The organism is Nocardia cyriacigeorgica GUH-2, assembly GCF_000284035.1.
Lineage (GTDB): Bacteria > Actinomycetota > Actinomycetes > Mycobacteriales > Mycobacteriaceae > Nocardia > Nocardia cyriacigeorgica_B.
This window is the reverse complement of record NC_016887.1, coordinates 784398-796025: the sequence shown is the minus strand read 5'-3', so window position 1 is coordinate 796025 and position 11628 is coordinate 784398. Positions and strand designations below refer to the sequence as shown.

Annotated in this window: 11 protein-coding genes and 1 tRNA gene; 7 read left to right on the top strand and 5 right to left on the bottom strand. The window is 66.8% G+C overall.

Annotated features, from left to right (window positions below; translation table 11 throughout):
• The first annotated feature begins 177 nt into the window (after positions 1 to 177).
• The gene (locus tag NOCYR_RS03790; RefSeq protein WP_014349032.1) at positions 178 to 1644 is read left to right on the top strand and encodes a flavin-containing monooxygenase; all 1467 of its coding nucleotides are present in this window, start codon (positions 178 to 180) and stop codon (positions 1642 to 1644) included.
• Positions 1645 to 1650: 6 nt separating this feature from the next.
• Here NOCYR_RS03790 and NOCYR_RS29600 read toward each other — a convergent pair whose 3' ends face one another.
• On the bottom strand, positions 1651 to 1926 hold the full coding sequence (locus NOCYR_RS29600; RefSeq protein WP_158430111.1) for a hypothetical protein: 276 nt from the start codon (positions 1924 to 1926) through the stop codon (positions 1651 to 1653).
• 68 nt (positions 1927 to 1994) lie between these two features.
• Here NOCYR_RS29600 and NOCYR_RS03780 point away from each other — a divergent pair.
• A tRNA-Arg gene (locus tag NOCYR_RS03780) sits at positions 1995 to 2067 on the top strand.
• Positions 2068 to 2082: 15 nt separating this feature from the next.
• Here the strand turns inward: NOCYR_RS03780 and NOCYR_RS03775 are convergent.
• The 3 genes from NOCYR_RS03775 to NOCYR_RS03765 are packed head-to-tail and all read right to left on the bottom strand — an operon-like array spanning position 2083 to position 5153.
• A complete protein-coding gene (locus NOCYR_RS03775) occupies positions 2083 to 3297 on the bottom strand; it encodes a tyrosine-type recombinase/integrase (protein WP_197538404.1) in 1215 nt (404 codons plus the stop codon).
• The gene (locus NOCYR_RS03770; RefSeq protein ID WP_048832752.1) at positions 3294 to 3491 is read right to left on the bottom strand and encodes a helix-turn-helix transcriptional regulator; all 198 of its coding nucleotides are present in this window, start codon (positions 3489 to 3491) and stop codon (positions 3294 to 3296) included. Before NOCYR_RS03770 ends, NOCYR_RS03775 begins: the two co-directional genes overlap by 4 nt.
• Positions 3492 to 3503: 12 nt before the next feature.
• Entirely contained in the window at positions 3504 to 5153 is a 1650-nt protein-coding gene (locus tag NOCYR_RS03765) for a replication initiator (RefSeq protein WP_081505297.1), read from the bottom strand.
• A 665-nt stretch (positions 5154 to 5818) separates the two neighbouring features.
• Between NOCYR_RS03765 and NOCYR_RS03750 the strand changes: the two genes are divergently transcribed.
• The 4 genes from NOCYR_RS03750 to NOCYR_RS03740 all read left to right on the top strand — a co-directional run bounded on the left by NOCYR_RS03750 (position 5819) and on the right by NOCYR_RS03740 (position 9876).
• Positions 5819 to 6652, top strand: coding sequence for a sigma-70 family RNA polymerase sigma factor (locus NOCYR_RS03750; protein WP_014349028.1), 834 nt, complete (start codon positions 5819 to 5821; stop codon positions 6650 to 6652).
• Between the two features lie 3 nt (positions 6653 to 6655).
• Positions 6656 to 7447, top strand: a complete 792-nt coding sequence (locus NOCYR_RS03745) for a hypothetical protein (protein WP_048832747.1) — start codon at positions 6656 to 6658, stop codon at positions 7445 to 7447.
• Between the two features lie 733 nt (positions 7448 to 8180).
• Complete coding sequence (locus tag NOCYR_RS29595) at positions 8181 to 8342, top strand: hypothetical protein (RefSeq protein ID WP_014349026.1); 162 nt, start codon at positions 8181 to 8183, stop codon at positions 8340 to 8342.
• Between the two features lie 640 nt (positions 8343 to 8982).
• Positions 8983 to 9876 (top strand): P1 family peptidase, encoded by an 894-nt coding sequence (locus NOCYR_RS03740; protein ID WP_231856026.1) that lies wholly within the window; start codon positions 8983 to 8985, stop codon positions 9874 to 9876.
• A 110-nt stretch (positions 9877 to 9986) separates the two neighbouring features.
• Here the strand turns inward: NOCYR_RS03740 and NOCYR_RS03735 are convergent, their stop codons facing one another.
• Positions 9987 to 10286 carry a hypothetical protein gene (locus NOCYR_RS03735; protein ID WP_014349023.1) on the bottom strand — a complete coding sequence of 100 codons (300 nt, stop codon included), beginning with the start codon at positions 10284 to 10286 and terminating at the stop codon, positions 9987 to 9989.
• Between the two features lie 167 nt (positions 10287 to 10453).
• On the opposite strand from NOCYR_RS03735, the gene NOCYR_RS03730 reads away from it, so the two are divergent.
• Positions 10454 to 11605, top strand: coding sequence for a helix-turn-helix domain-containing protein (locus NOCYR_RS03730; RefSeq protein ID WP_048833893.1), 1152 nt, complete (start codon positions 10454 to 10456; stop codon positions 11603 to 11605).
• Positions 11606 to 11628: the final 23 nt, after the last annotated feature.

The following is an 11628-nucleotide window of genomic DNA, read 5'->3' as shown; positions in this document are numbered from 1 at the left end:
CGTACAGATGCACGCGCATAACGTGGGCGGCATCGGTATCGAACCGACGAGGACGGGACCAGCGGGGGTAGACGCATCGCCGTCTGCTCGCCCGGCAGTGACCCGATGGCCGGAAATGTGGATTTGTTGTCCGTCGATCTCTTCGGACCTGCCCGTTTCCGCACCTACCCTCGAACCATGACATCGCCGTCGATCATCATCATCGGAGCCGGTTTCGGCGGGCTCGGCATGGCCTTGGAGCTGCGCCGCGCCGGGATCGGTGGGTTCACCATCCTGGAAAAGGCCGCAGATCTCGGCGGCGTGTGGCGGGAGAACACCTATCCCGGTGCCGCCTGCGATGTGCCCTCGCCGCTGTACTCCTGGTCGTTCGAGCCGAAATCCGATTGGCCCCGGCGGTTTTCCGAGCAGGCCGATATCCACGCCTACATGCGCGGCGTGGCCGACAAATACGGGCTGACCCGGCATATCCAGTTCGGCGTGGAGGTCACCGACGCCGAATTCGACGAGACCACCGCGCAGTGGCAGGTGCGCCTGTCCGACGGCTCGACACAGACCGCCGACGTGCTGATCTCGGCGGTCGGCCAACTCTCCCGGCCCGCTATGCCGAACATCGCCGGCATGGACACCTTCGCCGGGCCCGCGTTCCACTCCGCCGAATGGGACCACAGCGTCGACCTCACCGGTAAGCGCGTGGCGTGCATCGGCACCGGCGCCAGCGCCATCCAGTACATTCCGCAGATCCAGCCGAAGGTCGAGCAGCTGACGCTGTTCCAGCGCTCGGCCGCCTGGATCATCCCCAAACCCGATGTGGCCTACCGGCCGATCCACCACACGCTGTTCAAATACCTACCGCCGCTGCGGATGGCCGAACGGTTCGTGGCATGGTCGTTCTTCGAGTTCATCGCCCTGGCCATCACCGATGTCCCCGGGTTGAAAGGTCCCGTGGTCGCCATCGCGGACCGGCACCGCGAAAAGCAGGTCCCCGACCCGGAATTGCGCGCCAAGCTGACTCCCGACTACGAGGCCGGATGCAAGCGCGGCCTGCTGTCCAACGACTACTTCCCCGCGCTCACTCAGCCGAACGTGCACGTGGAGACCACCGCCATCACCGAGATCACCCCGAAGGGCGTGCGCACGGCCGACGGGGTGGAGCACGAGGTCGACGTCATCATCTACGGCACCGGCTTCAAGGGCACCGAATTCCTGGCGCCGATGAACATCTACGGCACCGGCGGCCGCAAACTCGCCGACACTTGGGCCGCCGAAGGCGCCCGCGCCTACCTCGGCGTCTCCGTGCCCGACTTCCCCAATCTGTTCCTGATGTACGGCCCGAACACCAATGTCGGTTCCGGCTCCATCATCTACATGCTCGAGGCCCAGGCCCGCTACATCCGCCAGATCATCGAATACCTCGGCGAGCACCCTGGCCGCGGCCTGGCCGCCCGCGCCGACACCGAACAGAACTGGGACGACTGGCTGCAGAACCGACTGAAGGACACCCCCTGGAACTTCTGCTCCAGCTGGTACCGCAACGCCTCCGGCCGCATCACCAACAACTGGCCCGGCGCGACCCTGCTCTACCGCTGGAAGACCCGCCGCTTCGACCCGGCCGACTACCAGGAGTCCCGCGTCCCCGTCAGCTGACGCCGCTCAGAGCCCGACCGACCCGGTCGCGGGCAGCAACGGGTTGAGAATCTTCGCCAGCGTGCACAACACCGGCGAACCGAACGGCGGGCACGGCACCGCCACGACGGCCGTGCGCGCCTGCTCCCCCACCCGGGCAGCAGGCGCGCCGGTCTCAGCCCCCGCCACCCCCGCACCGGCCCCCGCCATGGCCATAACCCCCACGATCACCACCGACATCCGCCGCATCCCCATCTCCTTCCACAATCCGTCCTCCCCCACCTCATACCCCCGATCCGGCATCGCACTCCCCACAGATGCTGTCCCCCCGCCCCACACCCGGTAGACTCCCACCGTCCCCCACCGGACTGGCCCTCGTAGCTCAGGGGATAGAGCACCGCTCTCCTAAAGCGGGTGTCGCAGGTTCGAATCCTGCCGAGGGCACAGAGTTTGCGCAGGTCAGGCGGTTTTCCGCTCGCCGTCTTCGGGTGCCGCAGCCCGCTCGGTACGCAGTCGGTACGCAGCGGCAAAGTCGACCCGAGCCGAGTCGAGACGGGACGCCACATCGTCCAGATCGTCATCGAACAGATCGGCGTAGAAGTCCAGGGTGGTGCTGGGCTTGTCGTGCCCGAGCATCCGTTGCAGAGCCAAGACCGACGCACCTTGCGAGACCGCAAGCGACGCAGCCGTATGCCGGAGTTCGTGAGGCGTGAGTCCGGCCAGACCTGCCGCCTTTGCAGCGTCGTCCCACCAGGCGCGACGCATGTTCCGTACCCGCAGGACCGCGCCTTGCCGAGACGTGAATACCTCAGCGTCAGGGCGACGGCCGGCCATGTGGTCCTTCAGCGGTTCGACCAGGAATGCCGGGATCGGCACGCTACGTCGCTGATGGTCCTTCGGGGCCTTGGTCACCAGTACCCCATCTACCTCAGTGATTGTCCGCTCGATCTGCAAACGCCGACGCCGCAACGACACTGCCGAAACCTGTAACCCGGCCAGTTCCGCGAACCGCAGGCCGCAGTATGCGAGGACCATCACCGTCAGCCAGTCACTACCGGCCGCCTCCGCCAGCCTCTCGACCTCGAGGCCGGACAGGTACCGACGCTGCGCGAGACGCTGTTTCGGCCGGTCCACAGTGCCGCACGGGTTCACGGAAATCCGGCGAGTGACCACCGCGTAATCGCATATCTGCGACAGCACACCGAGGTTCTTCCGGACAGTGCCACCCGCCGCACCGGCCACCACCTGCTCATTGACCCACGCCTGAATATCGTCGTGCGCCAGATCGACCAAACGCACATTGCCCCATCGAGGCCGGATGTGCTTCTCGACAATCGACTTGTACCGCGAACGCGTCGACGCCTCCCACGACGGATGCCCCGCCAGCCACGCAGTCGCAACCACATCGATGGTGGCGCGGCCAGCAGAGGGCGGAGCGTGAAGACCGGTTACTATCGCCGTCGTCTGCCCGTCCAGCCACGCCTGGGCATCAACCTTCCGAGCGAACCGCTTGGTGTGCTCGTCGCCCCGACCGTCGACATACCTTGCGCGCCAACGCATTCCCTTACCGTGGAGCTTGGACGGCACACGGATAGTCGTGCCGTCCTCCTGGCGCTGCTCCTTAGTCCACAGGTCTTCGACGCCCGCGCGCCGATTGCGCCGTACCTTGCTCATGCCGCATCGCGCGTCGCCGCGGCTTCCTGTTCCGCGATCCACGCCAAGATCACCGACTTGCGCCAGACCCGGCGACGAGGCCCGAGCTTGAAGCTCGCCGGTCCACGGCCGACGTGTGCCCACCATCGCCAGGTGGCCTCGGGAATTCCGGTCAGTGCTTCGCAGTCCTTGGCCCGCAGGTAGGTCTCTTCCATCTCTCAATCCCCCTATGCTGCCGCGTGGTTGGTCGGGCCGTGCTGAACGTCCGGTGGCGTGGCTGTGGCTTCTGCTGCCGCGAGTTGGGCGCGGGTGTATTCGGCGTCCCAAGCGATTTTCTGGGAGACCATGGACATGATCAGGTGCTCGCGGGGTGGCACGTTGGGGTCGCCGGGCTCGGCCGGGCTGATCGTCCAGTTCGCGGTCTCGGCCTTGGAGATGCCAGCGTCTTCGAGGCGCTGGCGGACGAACTCGGCGCGGTCGGCTCGGTGGTCGGCCAGGTCCTTGCCGGTCCACTTGCGCGACACCAACACCCGACGACCCCGCAGACCGAGGGTTTCGCGGCGATGGGCCTTGCCCTTGCAGACACCGGGAATGGTCTTGGCCTTGGCGTTCTTCGGGACCACGCCGTAGCGGAACCAGATCCCGCACGTCGGCGAGCACGGCGTACGGCACAGCTCGGCGTGTAGCCGGTCGTAGTGGTCGGCCGCGCGCTGGGACTGCGGTTCGATCACCTCACTGATCGACTTCGTCAGGTACTTGGTCAGGTAGCCGATGTGGCGGTCGGCTTCCGGGGTGCCGCCCAGGATGCCCTTCACATCGATCTGAGTACCGAACCGGATCACGTGCGCGGGTTCGAGGTCGTCTACCGAGTCCATCAGGTCCAGGACCTCAGTCCAGGTCGGCACGGGCTCCTTCGTGTCCGGGTCCAGGAACCGCTGTTGCTGGTGGTCCCAGTAGGGCATCCGGCCGTCGCTGTAGACCTCGCGGTCGAAGTGCGGCCACCACACTTGGTGATAGGTCGCCGCCGCCACCTGCTTGATCAACGCCCGAGGATCCGAGCCCCGCACACCCACATGCAAGTGCGGGGCGCCACGCTTCTGCGGTTCCATCGTGGCGAAGTACTGGATATCGCGGCCGGTCGCACGTCGGTAGTTCTGGATGAACCGGTCATAGAGCGCGGCGAAGTGGATGATGTCGCGGGCCGCCTGCCGGTAGTCGTAGGACTCCGGGTCCACCGGCGCACCATCCGGGCCGATCCGCCCATACGACGGCAGCGTCAGCGTCAGGAACATCGATGGCCGGTATTTGCCCGCATACTCCCGGCCGATGGTGGCCTTGGAGACCTTCTTCACCGGCAGGTCCGGGGCCGCCTGACGCCGCTTGGTCGACCGCTTCCGGGTGGCCTTCACCTCCGGGTCCAAGCTGGGCAACCTGCCCCGGATACCCGACGCCCGCAACTCCTCATCCAGGGAGGCCACTACCTCCCGGATCGCGTCCATGGTCTCGGTATCCCCGCCGTCCTTGGCCTCGGCGTAATCAGCGGCGAGATCGGCTCGCGTCTGCAACAGCTCCACCTGTTGCGGGGTGGGTGGCTTCTTCTCCACCATGGGTTCCTCCTCGATGTGCCAGCCCTCCCGGGCCTGATGAATTCGCAAGACCCGAGCCCTGGCCGCACATGCCGGGCATACACACTCCAGCGTCGACTTACACGGGGCCGCAACATATTTCGTCTCCCCGGTATCGCTGTCGGTGGCCAGCATCGCCAACGGACGACGACACACGCCCCGCTCCTCGGCCACCGCCTGCGCCAACTCGACCAGATTCAGCTCCGAACGCCGATCCGCCGCCGTCACCCGCTCGGCCACCGATGCCGTCATCAATCGCCCCTCCGATTCGTCGCCGCGTATCGCCGCGCAGCCGCGTAGTAGTCCCAGGCCGGGACAGCGCTGGTCCGGCGAGGCACCAGCCCCGAGGCACCGTTGCGCGGTTCTCCCGGCCGATAGGTCACCACCCACACCGACTCGACCGTCTCGAACCGATCCGTCGCCGCCACCGCGATCACCGGCCCGCCCACCGAACCGGGGCACCGCCACCGGCAGGCCAGGACTCGAACACCCGCTCCGGCCGCAGCTCCACCACAGGAGCCACCGCCTTCACCGACGCACCGGCCGGAGTCGCCTCGACCAGACCCCCGACGCAATCGCACCGACCCGCAGCCGTCGCCGGATCACGATGCCCATTCACGTACTCGGTGCCCCCGCAGCGGTCACACACCTCCCACACCGACCGCGCATGCGCATCGATGCAGCGAGCCGACTCGCAAAAGCGGCCCAAGCAGTGAACACACCAGCCCGCCGCATTCAGCCGCGACGGACGAAGGGCAGTGCTTGCCAAGTTTTGAATCGCCACGATTGCCTCCCGCATCCCTGTGGTTTATGGCCCCTAAACTCTGACCGCCGCATCGTTGGTGTCAGTTGAGGGGGTCTAAACCAGAGGGTACGCGCGGGCTCGACATGTCGTCAAGGGGATCTAAACTCGGGTTGTGTCTATCGCCGACGAGTTCGAGCAGGTCCGGAATGACCCGGACCCCATTCGCCGTGGTCAGCGAGCTACGGACCTCATCACGACGTACCAACAGCGCGCCACAGAACTAGCTCGACTCCGTAAGGAGGCAATCGAGGATGCGCACCGAAATGGCTTGAGCTACACGGAAATTGCTGAGCTACTCGGAGTCACGAAAGGCCGAATCAGCCAGATTCGTACCACGGCCCCGAAGCCCCAGCGAGCGTTCTTCGGCGTCGGTCCTGTTGCTATCGGTATTCCGCGACGATTCGGCCTCGAAGAAGGCCGGGAGCGCCCGTTTTTCGACGCGAACGACCAAGCCACCCAGGAGGCACTTGAGCGGACGTTGGCCGAGTTCTCACTCGCGACGAGCCGGTTTGCCATCGACCCAGATCGCGAGGATATCCCGACTGGTGATTGCATCATCGTGTGCGGACCCAAGTCGGCACCCGTCGCGCTCCGCCTGCTGGCCGATGACGCGGTGCTGTCATTCGACCGGACCGACGAAGGTTGGTCCATCGTGGACGCACGGAGCGGACGCAGGCACTTTTCACCATTCCGGTCCCCGGCCGCAGACTACACCGACATCGGCTACTTCTCGAGGCGCGTACTCGATGGCCGGGTGGTCGTGCACATCGCGGGTATCACCAGCGTTGGGTCACTTGGCGTTGCTCACTGGCTGCATGCGAATCTGGCGACCGTTTACGACAACGCGGCCCAGTTCACCAGCGGGGTGATCGAATGCGATTTCGACGCAGACTTCATGGTGACCGATAGCCGCTTGCTTGCTGGCCCCTACACGATTCGCGGGTAATCGATGATCGTCCACTCGGCCCAGCTGCCTGCACAATCTGACGAGGATCGGATTGCGATCTCAGACCATGCCGTGATCGTTCTCGACGGGGCGACCGCGCATGACCCGGCGATGCCGCGCGCAGGCAAGTACGTCGACACGCTCGCCACCGAGCTAGGGCACCGCATCGACGCATCGAACGATCTGCGCACGGCCCTGGCCGACGCTATCGACTCAACAGCGGCACTGCTGCGACTCACGCCAGGCACGTCGCCATCGAGCACGGTCTCCATAGTGCGCGTAGCGCCAGCCACTGTTGATCTTCTCGTCCTGGGCGATGCGGCCGCCATCGTCCGAACTACCGATGGCACTGAACATGTCCACAGTGATGATCGACTGGAACGCCTCGAGCTCCCGGACGCTGACCGCTACCGCCACCGCCTTGCTTCGGGCGCAGGATACGACCGGGCGCACCGAGACCTACTCCAGTCGCTCCAGCGAGCCGAACGAAAACAGCGGAACCAGCCGGGAGGCTTCTGGGTGGCCGAGGCCGATCCTCGCGCATCCGACCACGCCTTGACTACCAGCTACGCACGAGACGAGGTGGTTTGGGCCATCGCCGCAACTGACGGTGCATTCGACGTGCTGCCCGCGCTTGGTGTCGGATGGCGCGCAGTTGCCAGCCTGACCAACGCCGGGCTGATCGACCTTCTTCGCCACTGCCAGAGCTGGGAAGCAACAACCGACCCCCACGGACAGGCGCTCCCGCGCGCAAAGCGTCACGACGACAAGTCGGTTGCCGTCGTTTGGCCCTGATCCGTCCGCGCCTCGCGTTGAGCGGTTGCTGCCGAATTTGGCTATATAGGATCAAGGCGCGGCCAGGCGGCGCTAGCGCGCCGCCGCCGCGCTACGACGCGCAGCGGGTCTCGCTCGTACCTCACAGCCCCGGCGCGTCGGCACGTCGGCGACGTGCTAGCGCCAACAAGGTCAGCTCCATGACATATCTGGCCACCTTGCAATAACCGAGCAGTGCTGGGCACGACGTCTGCCCTACCGGGCTTGCTCTCCCGCAGCTCGCCCACGAATCGGCCGGCCTCGTACGTGGGGCCTGGCTGTGGTCCCGTCCGAGGTAGGACTTGCCGAGGAAGCCGCGGTGGGGTTGCCGTGGACGGTGACGGCTCTGGTTGCGTTGCGTTGCGATGCAGGCGTGGTCGTGTTCGTCGCCGGGCACATAGCCCGCTGGTCACCAAGCGGGGTTGGTGCAGCCGGGGGTGGCGCAGACAGGCGGCTGGTGGCGTTCACCGTGTTCCTCTCTGTCCGGGCCGGAGGAATCTGCCGAGGGCGTACCAGACCGGCCCCACCCTCGCAACGGCCAAGCGGTGTCGACGGCCGGGGGCCACGCGGCACAGTCCCAGCCTCAAGCTGCGGTGACCTTCAAGAGGGCAAGGAGCCGCGCGACCCCCGGCCGCCGAGCCATTGCGAGGGCGGGTCCGGCCTGGTCCGGGCGGAGCCCAGATTCCACCGACCCGGACAGAGAGGAACCCTCACCATGAACGCCACCATCCACCCCACCGCCTGCACCACCCCCGGCTGCACCAACCCCGCCACCGGCACCCTCCCGTACTACGTGCCCGGCGACGAACACGACCACGCCTGCACCACCTGCCACGCCGCCTACCTCGAAGCCCTCACCGCCCGCGACGACGACTAACCCGAGGGGGCTTCGGCCCCCTTCTCTTCCGTTGCAGAAAAAGCGACCGGCCCGTGCCGTCGTGGTTGGCTTGGTAGTCGGTGCGCGTCCTTCGGCCGCGTGGCCCTGGTGGTTGGTGGCCTGCATTGTGTTCCCGCGCCCCTCCAGCGTCAAGGGCGCTGCGCGTCACTGCGTGATGGGCAAGCCCACCCTTGACCCCGGAGCCTCTACGCGAGAAGGGCAGGCCCTATGGGGCAGGCGGTGAAGCCAGCCCCCGACATGCGCAGCCCACCAACCACCAGGGCCAGCCCCCGCCGGGCTCGGTACGCAGTGAGTACGCAGCAGCGCCACACGCCGCCATTCCCCACCAACGAACCCAACCGAATTTCCCCTGGTCGCACCAATATCGCCAACGATCCCAACGACACCAATACCCGGCAAACCGGGCATTTACCGCTCTCCTAAAGCGTGTGTCGCAGGTTCGAATCCCGCCGAGGGCACATCATCGACGCTGGTCAGAGCGTCTTTCCTCCACGATCAGCGCGCCGCACGGAGTATTTTCGCCACGCTCGGCCGTGCATTGAAGCCAGCGTGATGCATTCACCACATCAGCCGGAATCGGCGCTCGGTCGTGTCATGCTCGAACGAGGAGATCGGCACGATGCGCCGGCGGGAAGTGGGGTCGACGATGACGATCAGCGTGACCGGGGTGAGTGTGGGCCACTGGTCGGATCCGGTCGGGGAAACCGGCTGCACCGTGATCGTGCTCCCGGAGGGGGCGACGGCTTCCTGTGAGGTGCGGGGCGGGGCTCCGGCCAGCCGCGAACTGGACGCGCTGGCTCCGGACAAGATGGTCACCGCGGTGGATGCCATTGTGCTGACCGGTGGTTCGGCTTTCGGGCTGGCTGCCGCCGACGGCGTGATGCGCTACCTCGAAGAACGCGGGCGCGGCGTTCCGACACCCGGCGGCAGCGTCCCCATCGTGCCCACCTTGGCATTGTTCGACCTTGCCGCCGGTGATCCGACGGCGCGACCGATGGCTGAGCACGGCTACACCGCCGCCTGCGCCAGCACCGGCGAACAAGTACTGCACGGCCGTATCGGCGCCGGTTCCGGCGCCTACGTCGGACACTGGCGCGGCCCGCAACTGCGCCGGCCAGGCGGAATCTCCTACGCGGAAAGGCAATTGGGCGATCTCGTCGTGGGCGCGCTGTGCGTGGTCAACGCTTTCGGCGACATCGACGACGGCACCACCGAGATCTCCCTCGACTCGGTCGCCCACCTGAACCAGCCCTTCGACTTCGCCGAATCCCGCGTACACACCACCATCGGCGCCGTGATCACCAACGCCCGAATCGACAAGGCCGCCTGCCACATCGTCGCCCAGGGCGCCCACGACGGCCTCTCCCGCGCCCTCACCCCACCCCACACCCGCTTCGACGGAGACGGTTTCATCGCCGCCGCCACCGGCGAGATCGACGCCGCCGTCGACACCGTCCGCTTGATGGCGCTGGCCGCGGTCACCGAGGCCATCCGCGCGGTCGGGCGCGACTGACCGCCGACCGGGTTCTTTGGCCCATCCCCACCAGCATCAACGACGCGGCCATACCGCCCACACCAGCACCACCAGCGGGACACCGAACACGAGCACCCACCCGACCGCAATCACCGCCCCGCACCCGCTGAATGCCAGCGAGCGAACGACAGCCGGGGCCGCATCACTTCCACGTCGGCGATGTGCATGACACGGTTCAGCTCCAGCGGACCGAGATGCTCCGGAGCAGGCAAGATCACCACCTCGGCCCCGGCAGCACGCGCCTGATCCGCGACCGGTAGCACCGACCGTTCCTCCGGCCACACGATCCGGTAGCCCAGATGCCGTGCGAACCGCGCCAACTGCGCGGCGTCCCACTCCGGCGCCGCACTCACCTCATGATCGATCCATCCGAACGCAGTCGGCGTCATCATCTCCCCTGTCGGTCCCCTGCTGGAATGCGCCCACCGCCGGGGAACCGAGCTCGGCCCGGCGGCGGGGCTGCGATCAAACGCTATGCCTGCACTTTTCCGCCGGGAACGGTCTCGCCGTTCACACACGTCTACAGCGGAGGGCCATGCACCGCTACCGTGGACTCATGGACTCCGGCGCGGAGATCGTCACAGGTGAGGCGCTGCGGGATGCGCGGGAGGCGGCGGGGTTGAGCCTGTCGGCCATGGCCGCGCGCACGCATTACAGCAAGCCACTGCTCGGGATGCTGGAGACGGGGCGCCGACAGGTCAAGCCGGAACATGTGCGCGCGTATGCCGATGCGCTCGGGGTCGGTTCGGCGCTGTTCATCGAACCGGCGGATGGCGAAAGGGCTGCGGCAGAGTGGATTCGGCGTGCGGCCGCATCGGATATCGGCGGCGACACCCTGGACCGGTTGGAACAGGCGGTCGACGATTTGGCGACGGCCTATCCGACGACCCCACCCGGCGATCTGCTCGTCAGCATCCGCCGCCACCTCGGCTATGCCGGGCGCCTCATGGACAGCCGGAAGACCCTCGACCAGCACCGCCGTCTGCTTGTCGCTGTCGGCTGGCTATCGCTGCTGGCGAGCACCTGCCATATCGATATCGGCGAGACCTCTGCGGCGGCCGCACGAGGCCACCTGGCATGGCAGCTCGCAGCCGAAGCACAACATCCGGAGATCGCCGCGTGGTGTCTCGAGACGCGAGCCTGGCATCGACTGACCAGCGGCGCGTTCGAGGAAGCCGCCGAATTGTCCCGGGCAGCCCAGGCCATTGCGCCGGCCGACAGCTCGGCGTTCATCCAGGCCACGGCTCAGGAGGGTCGCGCTCTGGCTCGACTCGGTGACGGCAAGGGCACGTACGCGGCGCTGCGCAAGGTGGGCAGGCTGGTGTCCGGACTGGGTATACCGGACCGACCGGAACATCATTTCCGCTACGACCCCGCGAAGTCGGACGCGTATGTGGCCACGACGTTGGCCTGGCTGGGCGATCCGGCGGCCGAGTCGTACGCCCGGCACGTGCTCGCCGACCTTGCAGGCACCGTGACGATTCGGCCGCGTCGCGTCGCCTCAGCGAACCTGGATCTGGGCTTGGCCCTGGTCGCAGCGGACAAACCGGATGAGGCGGCGGATGTCGCGCTGGCGGCCGTGACCTCGGGGCGCCTGGTGCCATCGAACTACTGGCGGGTGTCGGAAGTGGTTTCCGGGATCGAGGGTCGCAGCACCTCAGATGCGGCCGAGGTGCGTGAAGCATTTCGCGAGACCTACGGGGTATAGCGCCACGTCCCCGAAAACTAAAA

Coding starts and splice junctions, on each gene's coding strand:
- NOCYR_RS03740 (WP_231856026.1), top strand. CDS start 8,983: ATGCGCCGGCGGGAAGTGGGGTCGACGATGACGATCAGCGTGACCGGG.
- NOCYR_RS03790 (WP_014349032.1), top strand. CDS start 178: ATGACATCGCCGTCGATCATCATCATCGGAGCCGGTTTCGGCGGGCTC.
- NOCYR_RS03775 (WP_197538404.1), bottom strand. CDS start 3,297: ATGAGCAAGGTACGGCGCAATCGGCGCGCGGGCGTCGAAGACCTGTGG.
- NOCYR_RS03770 (WP_048832752.1), bottom strand. CDS start 3,491: ATGGAAGAGACCTACCTGCGGGCCAAGGACTGCGAAGCACTGACCGGA.
- NOCYR_RS29600 (WP_158430111.1), bottom strand. CDS start 1,926: ATGCCGGATCGGGGGTATGAGGTGGGGGAGGACGGATTGTGGAAGGAG.
- NOCYR_RS29595 (WP_014349026.1), top strand. CDS start 8,181: ATGAACGCCACCATCCACCCCACCGCCTGCACCACCCCCGGCTGCACC.
- NOCYR_RS03745 (WP_048832747.1), top strand. CDS start 6,656: ATGATCGTCCACTCGGCCCAGCTGCCTGCACAATCTGACGAGGATCGG.
- NOCYR_RS03735 (WP_014349023.1), bottom strand. CDS start 10,286: ATGACGCCGACTGCGTTCGGATGGATCGATCATGAGGTGAGTGCGGCG.
- NOCYR_RS03730 (WP_048833893.1), top strand. CDS start 10,454: ATGGACTCCGGCGCGGAGATCGTCACAGGTGAGGCGCTGCGGGATGCG.
- NOCYR_RS03765 (WP_081505297.1), bottom strand. CDS start 5,153: ATGACGGCATCGGTGGCCGAGCGGGTGACGGCGGCGGATCGGCGTTCG.